Raw genomic sequence first — 19,820 nt, 5'->3', positions numbered from 1 at the left:
AGTAAAAATGATATAATATTATAAAAACTGGAGAAAAGTATGAAAAGACCATTCTTGAGTATTGTAGTAATATATATAATTGCTATATTATATTTTTATTATATTCAAATCGATTTTTTAGTATCTTTAATATTTTTTTTAGGATTTTTCGTAATTATATTTTTTAAAAACAAAAATATAAAGATTATTATGATTTTATTAATTATTATATCATTAGCATTTGTTTCCCTATATTATAATATGCATGCATATAAAACTAAAGACTTTACAGATAAAAATATTGACATTGAAATAGTTATAAAAGAAAATATAAAAAACAATGAATATTCAAGTACATATAATGGTGAAATTAAAAGAATATATTATGATAGTAAAGATTATGAGATTGAAGAAAATACAATTATAAAAATAAAAAACAGTAAAAAATTAAATTATGGAACAATTATAAGAGGACAAGCAAATCTTAAAAGTCCTGATGTAAATACTAATAGAGGAGTATTTAATTATAAAAGATATTTAAATACACAAAAAATATATTCTATTGTAGAAATTGATAATTACATAATTAAAGGACAAATAAAATTTAATACTTTAACTAAAATAAAATTAAAGTCTAAAGAATATGTAAATAATTTCTTGGATAATAGTTTAGAGGAAAAAAATATTGGGATAATAAAAGCTATTATTTTAGGAGATGAATCTTCATTAGATGAAAATTATAAAGAACAGTATAGAGAACTTGGAATTGCACATATACTCGCTATATCAGGACTTCATATTGGGATAATAGCAGGTGTAATATTATTTTTACTTAGTAACTTAGGGATAAACTATAAGATTGCTAGCTTTATAACATTATTATTTATTTTTATATATGGATATATTGTAGGCTTTCCTGCTTCTATACTTAGATCAAGTATTATATTATTTTTTATAATTATATCTAGGATATTATATAAAAAGCCAGACTATATAAATATTATTAGTTTTGTAGGGTTCATATTACTTATATATAACCCTTTATGGATATTTGATGTAGGTTTTCAATTATCATTTATAGCCACACTTTCCATAGTGATTTTGACTCCTGTAATAAATAGAGAATTATTTTCTTCTGTAAGATTTGGAAGTACAATATCAGCTTTAATTTCAGTTCAAGTAGGTACAATTCCTATATTGATATATCATTTTAATTATATATCAATAACTTCCTTAATATCTAATATGATACTCATTCCTATTTTATCTTTTGTATTGGTAAGTGTTTTATTATTAATTATATTATCAATTTTATTTACAAATATATCGGTTTTTTTAATGAAAATAATTGATCAAATATTATATTACTTTTCTTATTTAGTAGATTTTCATGAGGAATTCTTAAATATTATTATAAAATCATCTTCTTGGTCCCTAACAAGTATAATTTGTTATTATATGATAATATATTTAATTATAAATGTTAAAGCTTTAAAAAAACTTAGATATAGATATATTAAGATGTTTTTTTATACATATATCTTTTTACTACTATTAAATGTAATGTTATTCTCTCAATTTAGATGGAGTATTAATTTTATTGATGTAGGTCAAGGGGATAGCTCATTAATAAAAATAAAAGATAAGACTTTTTTAATCGATTCTGGTGGTAATATTTTTAGTGATTATAATATTGGGGAAAAAATCTTAATACCTTATCTTTTAAAGAATAATATTACAGAAATAGATGGAGTATTTATAAGTCATTTTCATGAAGATCACGTTGAAGGGTTAATAAGTATATTAAAAACAGATTTTATTAAAGTGAAAAACATATATTACAATGAATATAATATAAAAAATGATTTATATAATGAGATAAAATATCTTTCAAAACTAAGGAATATTAAAATGATTAATGTTACTACAAAAAATGTATTGAATGTATATGATATAGCACAATTTAAGTTTTATAATAGTGGCATAGTAGATTCTGAAGAAAATAACAATACTAATATAATAAATTTAACTTTAGATAATACAAAGATTTTGTATATGGGAGATGCAGAAAAAGCGTTAGAAGATAAATTTGTAAAATATAATAGTGATAAATATGATATTATAAAAATAGGTCATCATGGAAGTAAGACTTCTACCACAGAAGATACTTTAAAAGATATTAATGCTAAGTTAGCTATAATAAGTGTAGGAAGAAATAATTATGGTCATCCAAATGACGAAGTTATTAACAGACTAAGAAATAATAATTTAGAAATAAAAAGAACTGATCTCCATGGAAATATTTTAGTTGAAAATAATTTTGAAAGTTATAATGTGAGTTGGTTTAATAAGAAATTACAATTAGAATTAAGAGATCTTTATTATAGTATAATATTTATTTGTATAATATATATGAATATTATATATATTAGATTAGAATCTACAAAGGAGAAAATTGATGGGATATAAAGAAATAATAGATGACATAAGAAAAAATGATTTGAAAAATATATATATTTTTTTGGGACAAGAAGTATTTTTAATTGATTTTTGTATAGAAAAAATCAAAGAAAAGTATATTGATCCTAATTTTGAAACATTAAATTACATAACTATTGATGGAAAAGATATAAATTCAGTTGATGCAATTAATGCAGCAGAAACTCTTCCGTTTATGTCTGAAAAAAAATTGGTTGTAATAAATGATCCACCTTGGTTTTCAAATCAATCTAAAATAGAAGAAGCTAAGGATATTTTATCTTACGTAGATAAGCCATCTACTTCTACAATATTAATATTTAATATAAAGATGGTATCTATAGATAAAAGAAAAAAAATAGTAAAAAGAATAAAAAAGCAAGGTGGAATAATAGAGTTTAATAAAATTAGAGGTAGTGAGTTAGAGAAGTGGGTAGAGAAAGAATTTAAAAAGAAAAACAAAACTATAGATAAAAAAAGTATAGATAGATTTATTAATATTACAGGATATTTAAGTTCTGATAGTGAAATTACTTTATATGATATGAAGAATGAAATTGAAAAAACTGTTAATTATATAGGGGAAGAGGAGAGAATAAAAGAAAATGATATAGAAAAAGTACTAATAAAATCTTTACAAAGTAATATCTTTGAACTTGTAGATGCTATTGCAGAAAAGAGGTTTAATAAAGCTATATCAATTTTTAATATCATGATATTAAACAATGAGCCACCTCAACTTATTATTCACATGATTACAAGACAATTTAGATTGCTTTTGATGTCGAAAGTTTTACAGTTAAAGGGATATAGTATAATAGAATTATCTAAGAAGATGAAAGTGCCTAATTTTGTAGCTAAAAAAATTTTAAATCAAAGTAAAAACTTTTCTTTGGACACGTTAAAAGGGAATTTAGAAACATGTATAAATACTGATAAAAGTATAAAAAAAGGGAAAATTGATGCAAAGCTTGGAATAGAAATACTCATAATGAACATGAATAAACAATAAAAACTTCGGGTAGATTTTATTATCCCCGAAGTTTTTTATTACTTAGCAGAATTTAACTTGCTAGCTAATTGACTTACTTTTCTACTAGCTTTATTTTTATGCATAGTATTTTTTATTGCAGCTCTATCAAGTTTCTTTTCAATTACCTTAAATAATTCTTTTGCTTCATCTATATTATTATTGTCTAAAGCATTTTCAAATTTTTTGATATACGTCTTTATTTGAGATTTTCTTTTTTTATTAACCAATGTTTTATTTTCAATAACTTTAATTCTTTTCTTAGCAGATTTAATATTTGCCATTAGGTTTTCACCCCCTTCAAAATACATTAACAAAAGCTATTTTACCATAAATAAGCTTTTATTACAAGCAAAAAAAGGGAATAGATAAAATTTAAATAAAAGAATATTTTTTGTTTAGTTAGGAAATATATATACAAATAGTAAAATCATAAAAATGGAGTGATAGATATGTTTCAAATACGTACGGATTTAGCTGTAGAAGCAAGGGAAATATATAATGAAGGTAAAGAACAAGAAATTTCAGGAGTAGAAATTGAAAAAGAAGAAACTGATGATTATAAAATAGTAAGGATTAAAATATTAGATAAAACAGGAGAAGAAAAATTAAATAAAAAAATTGGAAATTATACTACAATAGAATGTTCTGCTTTAAAGAGAGCAGATCAAGATTTAAAAGACAATATAAGTAAAGTATTAGCTAAAGAATTAAAAGCAATAATCAGTAAAAAAAGTCATGGTAAAACTTTAGTTGTAGGCTTGGGAAATAGGAATGTTACTCCTGATGCATTAGGACCAAAGGTAGTTGAAAAAATATTAGTAACAAGACATTTTTTTAAGGCATATAAAAAAGAAAGTGATGAAACAATGGCAAATGTTTCATCTATATCCCCTGGTGTTATGGGACTTACAGGAATGGAAACAAGTGAAATTATAAAAGGTATTGTAGAGAAAACGGAACCAGAATTAATAATAGCTGTAGATGCACTAGCTTCAAGGAATATGAAGCATATTAGCTCTACAATACAAATATCAGATACAGGTATTAGTCCAGGATCTGGTGTAGGAAATAGAAGAAAACCAATAAGTGAAGAATATTTAGGAGTACCAGTAATAGCTATAGGAATTCCTACTGTTGTCGATGCAGCAACACTTATAAATGATACTATAGGACTTATAATTGGTGAAATGAAACAACAATCTGAAAAGGGGCAACAATTTTATTCATTATTAGAAGATTTGGAGGAAAATGATAAATATAATTTAATAAAAGAAGTACTGTCTCCTTATATGGATAATGTAATGGTTACTCCAAAAGAAGTTGATGATTTAATTAATGATTTAAGTCAAATTATATCCAATGGTATAAATATATCTGTTCATCCAGGAATAGATTTAAAAGATGTAAATAGATATTTAAATTAAATCATATTTAACAATTCTTCTGAATATAGTTTATATAGTGGATTCTATATAAACTATAAGAGGAGGAAAATAATGAAAGTATACTATGTAAAAGATAGAAGCATAATTTATATTGTTGCAGCTATAGTATGTTTGTCAATCATATTCACAGGTATAAGGATTATAGATAAATTTGAAACTGAAGAAAAAGTAGAAAAAACAGTAGAAGTTGTGGAGTTAAATGTTTTTACTGACTTAATAAGTAATTCAAATACTTTTTTTGGGAATGTATATAAAAATAAATATGATAAAGAGTCTTTTTTAATAAATATAAAATCAAAACTTATAGGGAAGTTAAACATTGATAAAAATCTAATAAAAACACAATTACCTGCTATAATTAATATGGCAGAAGAACCTCAACTTTCAAGTAGAGGTTCGAAAAAAGATTTAGATGAAAATGAGGAAACATTTCATCAAATACAAGGAGATACAGATTATGAAGCGTTGGGAGATATATCATTTATAGGTGAAGAAGAAGTAATAGAAGTGGGGAATCTTGGAATATCGAAAGAAAAGGCTTTAGAAAAAATTAAAAATATAGATAAACCTAAAAGTATAAGTGTTGCAAAGAATAAACCTTATATTATGATTTATCATACTCATGCTACAGAAGCATATTTACCAAATCATGATGGTGGTTTTAGATCAAGAGATAAAAATTATAATATGATAAAAATAGGTGATATAATAACAGAAAAATTAATAGAAAAAGGTCATCCGGTAAAACATATTGAGACTACTCATGATTATCCAAGTTATAATGCATCATATTCAAGAGCTCGTTCTACTATAGAAAAAGAATTAAAGGGTGAAAAGAACCTAAGAGTATTAATAGATATTCATAGAGATGGAGTATCTCCAGGAGCTTCATATTATGATCGTATAAAAAAAGAAAGTGTTGTACAGATTGATGGTAAAAAAGTAGGTACTTTTAAATTTGTAGTTGGAAATGATACTCCTAATAAAGATAAAGTTTTACAATTTGCAAATTATATAAAGTCTGTATCAGATATGATGTATCCAGGTTTATGTTTAAAACCTATTATAAAACCTTATGGAAAGTTTAATCAATATTTAAGTGACTATAGTTTACTTATGGAAGTAGGAAGCAATGTTAATACTTTAGAAGAGACAGAAAGAACTGCAGATTATGTTTCTGAAATATTGGATGTAGCATTAAAGGGTATGGTAAATTAATACCCTTCTTTTTTAGGAAAAAAAATGGTACAATAATAATATCTTAATAGGAGGTGTATATATGTCAGAAGATAAAAGTAATAAATTTAAAAACGAAGCTTTTGAATGGATAAAAAGTATTTTACTTGCTGTAGTTATTGCAATTATAATAAAAACATTTATTTTTAATACAACATATGTATTAGGTAATTCTATGTATCCTACTCTACATGAAAAGGATAGATTATTTACAAATAAAATTGTATATATAGTAGATGAACCTAAAAGAGGTGATATTGTCGTATTACATGCACCGGATGAAATGAATAAAGATTATATAAAAAGAGTAATAGGTGTAGAAGGAGATACTGTTCAGATAAAAAATGGATATGTATATTTAAATGGAGAGAAATTACATGAAGATTATGTTGCACCTAACAGTTATACAAATGAAGAACTTAAAATAGAAGTAGGGAAAGATGAAGTATTTGTCTTAGGAGATAATAGACTTAAAAATGCTAGTAAGGATAGTAGATATTTTGGAACAGTAAATATTGACGAAATAACAGGTAAAGCCTTTTTTAGATATTACCCATTTAACGATAGATTTGGAACTTTAAAATAAAAGTATAAAATTATAATAATTGTCCATACTCATTAATGGTGATGAGAATATGGAAAGTAGACTTGAAAGATATTTAAAAGAAAAGAGAAATAAAAAAAGAAAAAGGTTAAAAATTTTAATTATATCTTTGATGGTAATATTATTAGTTGTTGCCATTAGTATAGTAAATGATAGTTTATATAACTATTTTGATTTAACAGATATATCTGTTTTTAATTATGAATATGAAAAATCAACACATGTTATTGAAATTTTTGGGAATGAATATGACATAAATTTCAATAAAGCAGTGAGAAATATAAAAGAATATATAGTAAATATATTTTAAAAAGCGACTTTGTCGCTTTTTATTTACTTATATCTAATTATATGATATTCTACAAGTTAGATAATAATGAAATAAGTAACATTTCCTATAGAGGAGGAAAACATGGATATAAGAGAAAGAAGAACAAGAGTTAGAAATTTTTCTATAATTGCCCACATTGATCATGGTAAGTCAACACTTGCAGATAGACTTATTCAAAGTACAGGGCTTGTAACAAAAAGGGAAATGCAAGAGCAACTTTTAGATAATATGGACTTGGAAAGAGAAAGAGGTATAACAATAAAGCTACAAACTACTAGATTAGTATATAAAGCTAAAGATGGTAATGAGTACATATTAAACTTGATAGATACTCCAGGACATGTAGATTTCAATTATGAAGTATCAAGAAGTCTTGCTGCATGTGAAGGGGCAATTCTTGTAGTAGATGCTGCACAAGGAGTAGAAGCTCAAACTTTAGCCAATGTATATTTAGCTATAGAACAAGATCTTGAAATATTACCTGTAATAAATAAAATAGATTTACCAAGTGCAAGACCAGAAGAAGTAAAAAAAGAAGTTGAAGATGTTGTAGGGCTTGATTGCTCGGAAGCACCTATGATTTCTGCAAAAGAAGGATTAAATATAGAAGATGTTTTAGAAGCTATCGTTAAAGATATTCCTGCTCCTAGTGGGGATAATGATAATCCATTAAAAGCACTAATATTTGATTCATATTATGATTCATATAAGGGTGTTATTGCTGATGTAAGAGTTATGGAAGGTTCCATAGAAAAAGGTATGGAAATAAAAATGATGGCAACTGATAAAAAATTTGAAGTAACAGAAGTGGGAATTTTTTCTCCTAATATGGTTGAAATAGACTCACTTAATGCAGGAGATGTAGGCTATGTTTCTGCAAGTATCAAAAATGTAAAAGATGCAAGAGTAGGGGATACTATAACAAGCGTTGAAAAGCCTGCAGAGGAGCCTTTACCAGGATACAAAAAGGTTACTCCAATGGTATATTGTGGTATTTATCCAGCTGAAGGGGAAGACTATAACAATGTTCGTGAAGCTTTAGAAAAGTTACAAGTAAATGATGCCTCACTTACATTTGAAGCAGAAACTTCTGTAGCATTGGGTTTTGGATTTAGATGTGGATTTTTAGGTTTACTTCATCTGGAAATAATACAAGAAAGATTAGAAAGAGAATTCGATTTAAATATAGTAACTACTGCACCCAGTGTTATTTATAAAATCAAAAAAACAGATGGCGAATTAATTGAAATACAAAATCCAACTAATATGCCAGCTACTCAAGAGATTGAGTATATGGAAGAACCAATAGTTGAAGCTTCAATTATGTCTCCAACTGACTTTGTAGGTCCTGTAATGGAATTGTGTCAAAGTAGACGTGCAGTTTTTAAGAATATGGAATACTTGGAAGAAACAAGAGTAGTAATGCATTATGACATACCACTTAATGAAGTAATTTATGATTTTTTTGATGCATTAAAATCAAAAACTAAAGGATATGCATCATTAGATTATGAACTAAAAGGATATGAACAATCAGAGTTAGTTAAGCTTGATATACTTATAAACAAAGAATTAGTAGATGCATTTTCAATAATTGCACATAAAGATAAGGCATATGAAAGAGGGAGAATGATTGCTGAAAAGCTAAAAGATGTTATACCACGTCATATGTTTGCAGTTCCTATACAAGCGAGTATTGGAAATAAAGTTATAGCAAGAGAAACAATAAGAGCTCTTAGAAAAGATGTTCTATCTAAATGTTATGGTGGAGATATAAGTAGAAAGAAAAAGTTATTAGAAAAGCAAAAAGAAGGAAAGAAAAGAATGAGGCAAGTTGGTAATGTAGAAGTTCCACAAGACGCTTTTCTTGCTGTACTTAAATTTGATGATAAATAAAATGCACACAATTTGTGTGCATTATTAATTTTATAAAATAGATTAATATATTATTGAGAGGTGATTTTTTGAAAGATGCTGCATTATATATTCATATACCTTTTTGCATAAAGAAATGTGATTATTGTGACTTTACTTCTTTTTGTTATAATGAAAAAAAAGTAGAAGAGTACATATCTTTATTATTAAAAGAAATAGATATGTATAGTGATATAGTCACAGAATATAAATTTAAAACATTATTCTTTGGCGGAGGTACACCTTCCCTAGTAAATGAAAAATTTATTGGAGATATTTTAGAAAAGTTAAATGATAAGTTTAAATTAGATTTAGAAGAAATAACAATAGAAGCAAATCCTAAAACGTTAAATAAAAATAAATTATTATATTATAAAAAAATGGGCATAAATAGAATTAGTGTTGGAGTACAATCATTTCAAGACAGAATATTAAATGATATAGGTAGGGTTCATAATAAAAATGATTTTTTAAGTACTTACAATCTTTTGAAAGAAACTGGATTTACTAATATAAATACTGATATAATGTTTAATTTACCAGATCAAAATATAGAAGATGTGCTAGAATCCTTAAACCAAATGATAAAATTAAATATTCCTCATATATCTTTTTATAGTTTAAGTATAGAAGAAGGAACTCCCTTTTATAAAAGATATAATGAAGGTAATTTAAATATTTCACATGAAGATATAGAAAGAAAAATGTATCATGAAGGGATAAAAGTATTAGAAAAAAATAATATTTATCAATATGAGATATCTAATTTTTCAAAAAAAGGATATGAATGCAAGCATAACATGTATTATTGGAAATTAAAGCCATATTTAGGACTTGGAGTTTCTTCACATTCAAATATGTTTTCAAAGAGATGGGGCAATACTAAAAATTATCTTGATTATAAAAGTAATATTTATAAAAATAAATTCCCTGTAGATTATTCTGAAAATATTGATTTAGAAACAGAGATGAGTGAATATATAATTTTAGGGTTAAGATTAAATGAAGGAATATCAAAAATAAAGTTTAAAGAAAGATATAATATAGAACTTGATAAAAAATTCAAAAAAGCTATAGAAGAAAGTATTGGATATGGGCTTATAGAGAATAAAAAAGATAGAATTTATTTGACAAAAAAAGGACGAGATTTATCAAATAGAGTTTTTAGTCTTTTTATATAAAAAAGGGGTTGACAAACTTCTTATAAAATGATAATTTTTATATAGATATTAGCACTCTATTTAATAGAGTGCTAATAACTAGATGAGAAGGGTGATACTATGAAGATTGATGGAAGAAAACTAAAGATATTACAGGCTATCATCCATAATTATATAACAAACGCTGAGCCAATTGGATCTAGAACAATATCTAAAAGATATGATCTGGGTGTTAGTCCAGCTACAATTAGAAATGAAATGTCAGATCTAGAAGAACTAGGGTTTTTATTACAACCGCACACCTCAGCGGGAAGAATACCATCAAATAAGGCTTATCGATTATATGTAAATAAGCTAACAGAGGAACAAAACTTAACAAAAGAAAAATTGAATAATTTAGATAAAAAAATGCTGAAGGAAATAGGTAGAGTTGAAGAGTTGATAGAAAATAGTGCTTCTATATTATCAAAACTAACAAATTATACCTCATTGGCTATAGCACCACAATTAAAACTTAGTAATATAAAACATATACAATTAGTTCCAATAGATGAATTCAGAGTATTACTAGTAATTGTAACTGATTCAGGTATAGTTAAAAACACTATATTAAGACTAGATAATATTGTATCTAATGATCAGCTAAATATAATATCAAATTTACTTACAGCAAAATTAAAAGGGAAGATGATTGGTGGAATAGGTAAAGTTCTAGAAAAAGATATTACAAATAATATGTATGAATATAAAGATATATTGGAATCTCTTATATCTACAATAAATAACTCTTTTAGTAATATTGATGAGATAGAATCTTACTCTAATGGAATCACTAAAATATTCAATTTTCCTGAATATAATGATATAGAAAAGGCAAAATCATTTATATCATTTATTCAAAATAAAGAAAATATTATAGATATGCTTTTAAACAAAGATATAGAAGATATAAATAACTTAGGGATTTATATCGGAGAAGAAAATATGTATGATGAAATCAAGAACTGTAGTTTAATTACTGCAACTTATCGAGTAAATGGTAGAATAATTGGTAAGATTGGAGTAATAGGTCCTACAAGAATGGAATATTCAAAAGTTATTCCGGTTGTTCAAAGATTATCTTTAGATTTATCTAATATATTAAAATGGTATTTTGAGTAGTTATTATATAAAGAGGTGAAGTAGTTGAATAATGAAGAAAAAGATTTAGAAAAAGAAGATTTAGAGGAAAAAGAACAAGAAACACAAAATGAAAACTCGGAACAAGTTAGTGAAGAAGAATCTAATGAAGAAGTAGAAGTTAAAAATGAAGATTTTAACAAACTAAATGATAGCTTTTTAAGACTTCAAGCTGATTTTACAAATTATAAGAGAAGAGTTGAAAAAGACAAACAATCTATTTATCAATTTGCTAATGAAAAATTAGTATTAGAACTGTTAGATGTAATAGATAACTTTGAAAGGGCATTTGCATCTGCAAATAAAGATGAAGAAAAAGAAGGTTTTTATGAAGGAGTTGTAATGGTATATAAACAACTTCTAGATATACTAGAAAAGAATGGCTTAGAAGAAATTGAAGCTAAAGACGAAAAATTTGATCCTAATTTACATCATGCAGTAATGCAAGAAGAAAGTGAAGATGTAGATGAAGAAACTATTATAGATGTATTTCAAAAAGGATATAAATTAAAAGACAAAGTAATCAGACCTAGTATGGTTAAAGTAGCAAAATAAAATATTTTAAGAATAATTTAGGAGGTAATGATTTTGAGTAAAATTATAGGAATTGACTTAGGAACAACAAACTCATGTGTTGCAGTAATGGAAGGTGGAGAATCTACTGTTATACCAAACTCTGAAGGTAATAGAACTACTCCATCAGTAGTAGCTTTTACAAAAGAAGGTGAAAGGTTAGTAGGTGAAACTGCAAAAAGACAAGCGGTTACTAACCCAGAAAGAACTATTATGTCAATAAAAACACATATGGGTTCAAATCATACAGAAAATATTGATGATAAAAACCTCACACCACAAGACATATCTGCTATGATTCTTCAAAAATTAAAATCAGATGCAGAGAGTTATTTAGGTGAAACTGTAAGTGAAGCAGTAATAACTGTACCAGCATATTTTACAGATAGCCAAAGACAAGCAACAAAAGATGCAGGGAAAATTGCAGGACTTACTGTAAAGAGAATCATAAATGAACCAACAGCAGCATCACTTGCTTATGGTTTAGATAAAGAAGATGAACATCAAACTATAATGGTATATGACTTAGGAGGAGGAACATTTGATGTATCCATACTCGAACTTGGAGATGGAGTATTTGAAGTTATATCTACTAAAGGTGATAACCATTTAGGTGGAGATGATTTTGATAAAGTATTAATTGATTATCTAGCAGAAGAATTCAAAAAAGAAAATGGTATAGATTTAAGAAACGATAAAATGGCTCTACAAAGACTAAAAGAAGGAGCAGAAAAAGCTAAAAAAGAATTATCATCAACAATGAAAACAAATATAAATTTACCATTTATTACAGCTACACAAGAAGGACCAAAACATTTAAATATAGATATTACAAGATCAAAATTTGAAGAGTTATCTTCTCATTTAGTTGAAAAAACTTTAGGACCTATCAGAGAAGCTCTTAAAGATGCAGGAATTAGTGCAGGAGAGTTAGATAAAGTTATTTTAGTTGGTGGTTCTACAAGAATACCAGCAGTTCAAGAAGAAGTTAAAAAGTTAACTGGAAAAGATGCACATAAAGGGGTTAATCCTGATGAAGTTGTGGCACTTGGAGCAGCGATACAAGGTGGAGTATTAAGTGGAGATGTTAAAGATGTATTATTATTAGATGTTACACCTCTATCACTTGGTATTGAAACATTAGGTGGAGTATTTACAAAACTTATAGAGAGAAATACTACAATACCTACAAAGAAAAGCCAAACATTCTCAACAGCAGCAGATAATCAAACAGCTGTAGACATTCACGTATTACAAGGTGAAAGAGAAATGGCTACTCACAATGTGACTTTAGGTAGATTCCAGCTTACAGGAATACCACAAGCACCAAGAGGAGTACCTCAAATAGAAGTAACATTTGATATAGATGCAAATGGTATAGTTAATGTATCTGCAAAAGATTTAGGAACAGGAAAAGAGCAAAAAATCACTATAACTGCTTCAACTAATTTATCTGATGAAGAGATAGAACAAAAAATTAAAGATGCAGAAATGCATGAAGAAGAAGATAAAAAGAAAAAAGAAGAAATAGAAGCAAGAAATACTGCTGAATCTACTGTTTATCAAACAGAAAAAACTCTTAAAGATTTAGGAGATAAGGTAAGTGCTGATGAAAAATCTAAAGTAGAAGCAAAATTAGATGAACTTAAAAAAGCATTAGAAAGTGATAATACAGAAGAAATAAAGACAAAAACAGAAGAATTAAATAATGAATTCCATGCTATATCACAAAAAATGTATGAGCAAGCAGCTGGTCAAGCACAACAAAATCAAGAAGGCCAAGCAAATCAACAATCTCAAGAAGACGATAATGTAGTTGATGCAGATTATGAAGTAGTAGATGATGAAGAAGATAAATAATTAAATTATATACTAGAGCTAAATCGTTTGATTTAGCTTTAGTATTTTAAAGAAATTGGTAGCTTAGGCGGTGAAAAATTGAGTAAAAGAGATTATTATGAAATATTAGGTGTAGATAAAAATGCAGATGACAAAGAAATAAAAAGAGCATATAGAAAGCTAGCTAAAAAATATCACCCTGATTTAAATCCAGATGATAAAGAATCAGAAGTTAAATTTAAGGAAGCTAGTGAAGCATATGAAGTATTAAGCAATTCAGAAAAAAGACAAAGATATGATCAGTTTGGTCACCAAGGTGTAAATGGTCAAGGAGCAGGTGGCTTTGGTGGCGGATTTAGCGGCCAAGGTTTTGATTTTGGAGATATATTTGGAGATGTATTTGGAGATATATTTGGTGGTGGAGGTTTTTCTAATGGAAGAAGAAGAAATGGACCTAGAAAAGGTGCAGATATAAAAGTTGCATTAGATATAACATTTAAAGAAGCTGCTTTTGGTACAGAAAAGAAAATTGATATAAAAAGAACAGAAAATTGCACAAAATGTAATGGGACAGGAGCAAAGTCTTCAAGTGATAAAAAAACTTGTTCTCAATGTAATGGAGCAGGTGAAGTTAAACAAGCACAAAATACTCCATTCGGCCAATTTGTAAACGTAAGAACTTGTCCAACATGTAATGGAACAGGTGAAATTATAACAGACCCTTGTACAAAGTGTAATGGAACAGGAACAGAGAAGAAAACAAAGAGAATTACAATAAATGTTCCAGCGGGTGTTGATACTGGCTCAGTAATACCTCTTCGTGGTGAAGGAGAACCTGGAGAAAAAGGTGGACCTAGAGGAGATTTATATATTTATATAAATGTATTACCTCATGAAATATTCCATAGAGATGGTAATGATGTAGTACTTGAACTTCCGATAACATTTGTTCAAGCAGCACTAGGTGATGAAGTAGAAGTACCTACATTAGATGGAAAAGTAAAATACAAAATAAATGAAGGTACACAAACAGGGACTGTATTTAGACTTAAAAACAAAGGTATACCGAGTGTTAGAGGTTATGGTAGAGGCGACCAGTATGTAAAAGTAGTTATAGAAGTTCCTAAAAATTTAAATGAAAGTCAAAAAGATATATTAAGGAAATTTGCTGAACAAACAGGAGAAACTGTTCATGAACAAAAAAAGGGATTTTTTGATAAAGTTAAAGATATTTTTGGATAAAGTAAAGGTAAATAATCATCTATATAGATGATTATTTACCTTTATACATTGGTATAATAAAGTTAGATGACGAAATATACAATCTTTGATATACTATTTGTGAGATAAATTATCAAAGCTAAATAAACTTAAGGATGTGTGAATATATGAAATGGATCGAAGTCCAAGTTAAAACAACTACTGAAGCTGTAGAGACTGTAACTAATATTCTATATGAAGCAGGAGCTTGTGGATTAGTTATTGAGGATCCAAATGATATAACTCATTTTGAAACAAATGATGAAAAGTGGGATTATATTGACCCGAAACTATTAGAAAGTGATTTTGAAGGTGTTATAGTAAAAGGATATTTTGAAGAAAGTGAAGATTTAATAGATAAAATTGAACTAATAAAAGATAATATAGAGATGATTCCAACTTATCAATTGGATAAAGGACTTGGAGAAGTAACCACATCTGAAATTGAAGAGCAAGATTGGTCAGAAACATGGAGAAAATATTATAAGCCTAAGAGAATAGGCGAAAAAGTAGTTATAAAACCTACTTGGGAAGAATATGAAAAACAAGAAGAAGATATAATAATAGAATTAGATCCTGGTATGGCATTTGGCACAGGAACACATGAGACTACCATGATGTGTATTAGACAGTTAGAAAAATATATACATAAATTTGATACTGTATTTGATATAGGAGCAGGTACAGGAGTACTTGCTATAGCAAGTGCGAAGCTTGGCGCTGTTAATACTATTGCAATTGATTTAGATGAAGATGCAGTTAGAGTAGCAAAGCAAAATGTAGTGAAGAATGGTGTTGCAAATACTGTGCAAGTAAAGCATGGAGATTTATTAGAGATAATAGATGGAAAAGCTAATGTCATAGTTGCGAATATAATAGCAGATATAATAAGTATATTAGCAAAAGATATAAAGAAATTCTTGGAAAATGATGGAGTTTTCATATCTTCAGGTATAATACTTGATAAAATACCAGATGTAAAAAAGTCACTAGAAGAAAATGGACTTACAGTAGTAGATGAAATTAAAATAGGTGAGTGGGCTTGCCTTGTTTCTAAAATAGGTGAAATAAATGAATAGATTTTTTGTTTCTAATGATATTATAGATGGTAATTCTATAATAATACAAGATAAAGATGACATAAAACATATAAAAAATGTTTTAAGACTTAAAGAAAATGATAAAATAGAAATTTCAAATGGTAATGATAATGAATATATAGTTAAGATTGATAATATTACAAATGAATATATTAAAACTACTGTTATAGAAAAAATGAACATAAAAAGAGAAAGTGATATTAATATTACTCTATATCAAGGTTTTCCTAAATCTTCTAAAATGGATATGATAATTCAGAAAGTAACAGAATTAGGTGTAAAAAAAATAGTACCTATTATAACTGATAGAACTGTAGTTAAAATAAATAATAAGAAAAAAGAAGAAAAAAAACTGGAAAGATTTAAAAAAATAGTAGTTGAAGCATCAAAACAATCTAAAAGAGGAATTATACCTGAAGTATCACAAGTTATCAACTTAAATCAAGCTATTGAAAATATAAAATTAGCTAATGATTTCTTGATAGTTCCTTATGAAAGTGAAAATGAAATTGGAATAAAAGATATTTTAAGCAAAACAAAAGAAAAAGATATCAGCATAATTATAGGGCCAGAAGGTGGGTTTTCTAAGGAAGAAATAGATAAGTTACAGAATATAGGTGCAAATATAGTTTCTTTAGGACCTAGAATTCTTAGAACAGAAACAGCAGGTATTGCACTAATATCTATAATTATGTATGAATTAGGAGATGTAGGAGTGATTTAAATGGAAAGTGTATCATTTTATACATTAGGCTGTAAAGTTAATCAATATGAAACTGATGCAATGGCTGAATCATTTAGAAATAATGGATATGAAATAAAAAATCATAATGAAATATCAGATATATATGTAATAAACACTTGTTCAGTAACAAATCTTGGGGAAAGAAAATCAAGACAATTTATTAGAAGAGCTAAAAAAGAAAATCCAGAATCTATAATTTGTGTAGTAGGATGTTATGCTCAAATTTCTCCTGAAGAAGTTTCAAATATTGAAGGAGTAGACTTAATAATTGGAACAAAAGAAAAAAGTAAAATAGTAGAGTTATGTGAAAAAGTAAAAAAAGAAAATACTAAAATAAACATAGTGGAAAATGTAATGAATATAACCAAGTTTGAAGAATTAGAATCGAATTCTATTCAAGAAAATACAAGAGCATATATTAAAATTCAAGAAGGTTGTAATCAATTTTGTTCATATTGTATAATACCATATGCTAGAGGTCCTATTAGAAGTAGGGAATTTGACAATATAATACAAGAAGCTAAGACATTAGTAGATAAAGGTTTCAAAGAATTAGTTCTTACAGGAATTCATGTAGCTTCATATGGTAAAGATTTAGGAGGAAATTCACTTATAGATGTAATAGAGGCAGTTCATAAAATAGAAGGGTTAGAAAGAATAAGATTAAGTTCAATAGAACCAATGCTTATTACAGAAAGTTTTATGAGCAGGCTTAAAGAATTGAAAAAAGTATGTCCTCATTTTCATCTATCACTTCAAAGTGGATCTGACACTGTACTGTTTAGAATGAATAGAAAATATAATACAAAAGAATATAAAGAAAGAGTAGACATTATAAGAAGTTTTATGCCTGATGCTGCAATTACAACAGATATAATAGTAGGATTTCCAGGAGAAAGTGAAGAAGAATTTCAAGAAACATATAATTTTGTAGAAAAAATAGGATTTGCAAGTGTCCATGTATTTAAATATTCAAAAAGAGAAGGAACACCAGCAGCAAGTCATAAAAATCAAGTTCATGGGACTATAAAAAATAATAGAAGCAAGAAGTTAATAGATTTAACAGACAAACAACATTTAGATTTTATGAAAAAATTCTTAGATACTAAAAGAGAAATATTAATAGAAACAACCTCTAAAAAGTTAGGTTATATGGAAGGATATACTGATAATTATATAAGAGTAGCTATAAAGGGAAATGAAAAATTAGAGAATGAAATAATTAATACCAAACTTATTGAAATAGATGGTAACAAAGTTTTAGGTGAAATTATTTAAAAATAATATACTTGGAGGTGAAAAAATGAGTAATTGTATTTTTTGTAAAATAGTAGAAAAAGAAATACCATCTGATGTTGTTTATGAAGATGAAAAAGTAATTGCATTTAATGATTTGGAACCTCAAGCCCCTACTCATATTCTAATAATACCTAAAAAGCATATATCTTCAATTAATACTGTAAAAAAGGAAGATTTAGAAGTGATAGCTCATATTTTTGGTATAATACCTAAATTGGCAGAAGAAAAAGGGATTAAAGAATCTGGATATAGAGTTGTGAATAATTGTGGAAATGATGGAGGACAAACAGTAGGACATATACATTTTCATATTTTAGGGGGTAGAAGCTTACAATGGCCTCCGGGTTAAAATTTTATCATAATTAATAAGTGAAAAATAGTTGCAGAAATATTATATTTAAGTTATAATTATAACGTGCCAAAATCCACTTACTGCAAGGGATTTATGTAATATTGCAGAAATGAGGGGAGGGAGAAAAATGGCAGAAATCAAAGTTGGAGATAGCGAGTCATTAGAAAATGCTTTAAGAAGGTTTAAGAGACAATGTTCTAGAAGTGGAGTTTTATCAGAAGCTAGAAAAAGAGAACATTATGAAAAACCAAGTGTAGCTCGCAAGAAAAAAGCAGAAGCAGCTAGAAGAAAAAATAAAAGAAAAAGAAGATAATATTTTAAGAAGGTGAATTAATGTCACTTAAGGTTAAATTAATGGATGATCTAAAGACTTCTATGAGAAATAAGGAGAAACTTAGAAAAAATACCATTACACTTATTAGATCTGCTATTAAACAAAAAGAAGTAGACGAAAGAATAGAACTTAATGATGAAGCTATATTAGATATAATATCTAAACAAGTTAAACAGAAAAAAGATTCTATTAATGAATTTAAAAAAGGTAACCGTGATGATTTAGTTTCTCAAACAGAGCAAGAAATAAATATTCTAATGGGATATTTACCACCGCAATTATCTGAAGAAGAATTGGAATTAATAGTAAAACAAGCTATTGAAGAAACTGAAGCGAATTCTATGAAAGATATGGGAAAAATAATGGGCAAAGTAATGCCTCAAATAAAAGGAAGAGCAGACGGTAGCCTTGTAAATAAAATAGCAATTAAATATTTGAAGAAATAATAAAAAGATTCTACGATATTTCTATCGTAGAATCTTTTTATGGTTTATAAACTTGTATATACAAATATACAAGTTTGGTGTATAATATATTTATGAGTACTAAAAAATATTTTTAAAGGAGATGAAATGATGAATAAAAATTTAAAAGTAGTAGTAATAGGAGGAGGTTCATCTTATACTCCGGAGCTTATAGAAGGATTTATAAAAAGATATGATGAACTAAAAATAACAGAATTACACCTTGTAGATATAGAAGAAGGAAAAGAAAAATTAGATATAATATATAATCTATCAAAAAGAATGATAGAAAAAGCAAAATTACCTATAAAAATATTTCAAACATTAGACAGAAAAAGTGCAATAAAAGATGCTGACTTTATAATGACTCAAATAAGAGTTGGAGGATTAGATGCAAGAGTATTAGATGAAAGAATACCACTTTCTCATGGAATAATAGGACAAGAAACAAATGGTGCAGGAGGAATGTTTAAGGCACTAAGAACAATACCAGTA

Annotated in this window: 19 protein-coding genes and 1 pseudogene; 19 read left to right on the top strand and 1 reads right to left on the bottom strand. The window is 26.9% G+C overall.

Features of this window, described 5'->3' with window-relative positions:
• The first annotated feature begins 39 nt into the window (after window positions 1-39).
• Both D3Z33_RS02295 and holA read left to right on the top strand, forming a co-directional pair.
• On the top strand, window positions 40-2,448 hold the full coding sequence (locus tag D3Z33_RS02295; protein ID WP_160196173.1) for a DNA internalization-related competence protein ComEC/Rec2: 2,409 nt from the start codon (window positions 40-42) through the stop codon (window positions 2,446-2,448).
• A complete protein-coding gene (holA, locus tag D3Z33_RS02290; RefSeq protein WP_160196172.1) occupies window positions 2,438-3,469 on the top strand; it encodes a DNA polymerase III subunit delta in 1,032 nt (343 codons plus the stop codon). Before D3Z33_RS02295 ends, holA begins: the two co-directional genes overlap by 11 nt.
• A 38-nt stretch (window positions 3,470-3,507) precedes the next feature.
• Here the strand turns inward: holA and rpsT are convergent, their stop codons facing one another.
• A complete protein-coding gene (gene rpsT, locus D3Z33_RS02285) occupies window positions 3,508-3,771 on the bottom strand; it encodes a 30S ribosomal protein S20 (RefSeq protein ID WP_160196171.1) in 264 nt (87 codons plus the stop codon).
• A gap of 168 nt (window positions 3,772-3,939) precedes the next feature.
• Here rpsT and gpr point away from each other — a divergent pair, with 168 nt between their 5' ends.
• From gpr to D3Z33_RS02200, 17 genes and pseudogenes are all read left to right on the top strand, one after another.
• The gene (gene gpr / locus D3Z33_RS02280) at window positions 3,940-4,914 is read left to right on the top strand and encodes a GPR endopeptidase (protein ID WP_160196170.1); all 975 of its coding nucleotides are present in this window, start codon (window positions 3,940-3,942) and stop codon (window positions 4,912-4,914) included.
• 72 nt (window positions 4,915-4,986) lie between these two features.
• Entirely contained in the window at window positions 4,987-6,153 is a 1,167-nt protein-coding gene (gene spoIIP / locus D3Z33_RS02275; protein WP_160196169.1) for a stage II sporulation protein P, read from the top strand.
• 61 nt (window positions 6,154-6,214) lie between these two features.
• Window positions 6,215-6,757 carry a signal peptidase I gene (gene lepB / locus D3Z33_RS02270; RefSeq protein WP_160196168.1) on the top strand — a complete coding sequence of 181 codons (543 nt, stop codon included), beginning with the start codon at window positions 6,215-6,217 and terminating at the stop codon, window positions 6,755-6,757.
• Between the two features lie 49 nt (window positions 6,758-6,806).
• Entirely contained in the window at window positions 6,807-7,085 is a 279-nt protein-coding gene (locus D3Z33_RS02265) for a hypothetical protein (protein WP_160196167.1), read from the top strand.
• Window positions 7,086-7,187: 102 nt separating this feature from the next.
• Window positions 7,188-9,002 (top strand): translation elongation factor 4, encoded by a 1,815-nt coding sequence (gene lepA / locus D3Z33_RS02260; protein ID WP_160196166.1) that lies wholly within the window; start codon window positions 7,188-7,190, stop codon window positions 9,000-9,002.
• Between the two features lie 68 nt (window positions 9,003-9,070).
• Entirely contained in the window at window positions 9,071-10,201 is a 1,131-nt protein-coding gene (hemW, locus tag D3Z33_RS02255) for a radical SAM family heme chaperone HemW (RefSeq protein WP_160196165.1), read from the top strand.
• 99 nt (window positions 10,202-10,300) lie between these two features.
• Window positions 10,301-11,341 carry a heat-inducible transcriptional repressor HrcA gene (hrcA, locus tag D3Z33_RS02250; protein WP_160196164.1) on the top strand — a complete coding sequence of 347 codons (1,041 nt, stop codon included), beginning with the start codon at window positions 10,301-10,303 and terminating at the stop codon, window positions 11,339-11,341.
• Window positions 11,342-11,365: 24 nt separating this feature from the next.
• Window positions 11,366-11,914: a nucleotide exchange factor GrpE gene (grpE, locus tag D3Z33_RS02245; RefSeq protein ID WP_160196163.1), complete on the top strand. Its 549-nt coding sequence runs from the start codon at window positions 11,366-11,368 to the stop codon at window positions 11,912-11,914.
• A 33-nt stretch (window positions 11,915-11,947) separates the two neighbouring features.
• Window positions 11,948-13,792 carry a molecular chaperone DnaK gene (dnaK, locus tag D3Z33_RS02240; RefSeq protein WP_160196162.1) on the top strand — a complete coding sequence of 615 codons (1,845 nt, stop codon included), beginning with the start codon at window positions 11,948-11,950 and terminating at the stop codon, window positions 13,790-13,792.
• Window positions 13,793-13,870: 78 nt separating this feature from the next.
• Complete coding sequence (gene dnaJ / locus D3Z33_RS02235) at window positions 13,871-15,013, top strand: molecular chaperone DnaJ (RefSeq protein ID WP_160196161.1); 1,143 nt, start codon at window positions 13,871-13,873, stop codon at window positions 15,011-15,013.
• Window positions 15,014-15,159: 146 nt separating this feature from the next.
• On the top strand, window positions 15,160-16,110 hold the full coding sequence (prmA, locus tag D3Z33_RS02230; RefSeq protein ID WP_160196160.1) for a 50S ribosomal protein L11 methyltransferase: 951 nt from the start codon (window positions 15,160-15,162) through the stop codon (window positions 16,108-16,110).
• Window positions 16,103-16,855, top strand: coding sequence for a 16S rRNA (uracil(1498)-N(3))-methyltransferase (locus D3Z33_RS02225; protein WP_160196159.1), 753 nt, complete (start codon window positions 16,103-16,105; stop codon window positions 16,853-16,855). The genes prmA and D3Z33_RS02225 overlap by 8 nt, the downstream gene beginning before the upstream one ends.
• Window positions 16,856-18,154, top strand: coding sequence for a tRNA (N(6)-L-threonylcarbamoyladenosine(37)-C(2))-methylthiotransferase MtaB (gene mtaB, locus D3Z33_RS02220; protein WP_160196158.1), 1,299 nt, complete (start codon window positions 16,856-16,858; stop codon window positions 18,152-18,154).
• A gap of 25 nt (window positions 18,155-18,179) precedes the next feature.
• Window positions 18,180-18,524: a histidine triad nucleotide-binding protein gene (locus D3Z33_RS02215; protein ID WP_160196157.1), complete on the top strand. Its 345-nt coding sequence runs from the start codon at window positions 18,180-18,182 to the stop codon at window positions 18,522-18,524.
• A 130-nt stretch (window positions 18,525-18,654) separates the two neighbouring features.
• Window positions 18,655-18,840 carry a 30S ribosomal protein S21 gene (gene rpsU, locus D3Z33_RS02210; RefSeq protein WP_130806618.1) on the top strand — a complete coding sequence of 62 codons (186 nt, stop codon included), beginning with the start codon at window positions 18,655-18,657 and terminating at the stop codon, window positions 18,838-18,840.
• A 20-nt stretch (window positions 18,841-18,860) separates the two neighbouring features.
• The gene (locus D3Z33_RS02205) at window positions 18,861-19,307 is read left to right on the top strand and encodes a GatB/YqeY domain-containing protein (RefSeq protein ID WP_130806619.1); all 447 of its coding nucleotides are present in this window, start codon (window positions 18,861-18,863) and stop codon (window positions 19,305-19,307) included.
• 129 nt (window positions 19,308-19,436) lie between these two features.
• Window positions 19,437-19,820, top strand: a pseudogene (locus D3Z33_RS02200) (6-phospho-beta-glucosidase); the annotation flags it as partial.

It is taken from the genome of Senegalia massiliensis, assembly GCF_009911265.1.
In the GTDB taxonomy this organism is placed as follows: domain Bacteria; phylum Bacillota; class Clostridia; order Tissierellales; family SIT17; genus Anaeromonas; species Anaeromonas massiliensis_A.
This window is presented reverse-complemented; position numbering and strand designations above follow the sequence as displayed.

Bases quoted from the DNA above. Each gene is read 5' to 3' on its own strand.
- D3Z33_RS02215 (WP_160196157.1), top strand. From the start codon at position 18,180: ATGAGTAATTGTATTTTTTGTAAAATAGTAGAAAAAGAAATACCATCT.
- holA (WP_160196172.1), top strand. From the start codon at position 2,438: ATGGGATATAAAGAAATAATAGATGACATAAGAAAAAATGATTTGAAA.
- hrcA (WP_160196164.1), top strand. From the start codon at position 10,301: ATGAAGATTGATGGAAGAAAACTAAAGATATTACAGGCTATCATCCAT.
- D3Z33_RS02205 (WP_130806619.1), top strand. From the start codon at position 18,861: ATGTCACTTAAGGTTAAATTAATGGATGATCTAAAGACTTCTATGAGA.
- rpsT (WP_160196171.1), bottom strand. From the start codon at position 3,771: ATGGCAAATATTAAATCTGCTAAGAAAAGAATTAAAGTTATTGAAAAT.
- D3Z33_RS02225 (WP_160196159.1), top strand. From the start codon at position 16,103: ATGAATAGATTTTTTGTTTCTAATGATATTATAGATGGTAATTCTATA.
- rpsU (WP_130806618.1), top strand. From the start codon at position 18,655: ATGGCAGAAATCAAAGTTGGAGATAGCGAGTCATTAGAAAATGCTTTA.
- mtaB (WP_160196158.1), top strand. From the start codon at position 16,856: ATGGAAAGTGTATCATTTTATACATTAGGCTGTAAAGTTAATCAATAT.
- prmA (WP_160196160.1), top strand. From the start codon at position 15,160: ATGAAATGGATCGAAGTCCAAGTTAAAACAACTACTGAAGCTGTAGAG.
- D3Z33_RS02295 (WP_160196173.1), top strand. From the start codon at position 40: ATGAAAAGACCATTCTTGAGTATTGTAGTAATATATATAATTGCTATA.
- gpr (WP_160196170.1), top strand. From the start codon at position 3,940: ATGTTTCAAATACGTACGGATTTAGCTGTAGAAGCAAGGGAAATATAT.
- lepA (WP_160196166.1), top strand. From the start codon at position 7,188: ATGGATATAAGAGAAAGAAGAACAAGAGTTAGAAATTTTTCTATAATT.
- spoIIP (WP_160196169.1), top strand. From the start codon at position 4,987: ATGAAAGTATACTATGTAAAAGATAGAAGCATAATTTATATTGTTGCA.
- lepB (WP_160196168.1), top strand. From the start codon at position 6,215: ATGTCAGAAGATAAAAGTAATAAATTTAAAAACGAAGCTTTTGAATGG.
- D3Z33_RS02265 (WP_160196167.1), top strand. From the start codon at position 6,807: ATGGAAAGTAGACTTGAAAGATATTTAAAAGAAAAGAGAAATAAAAAA.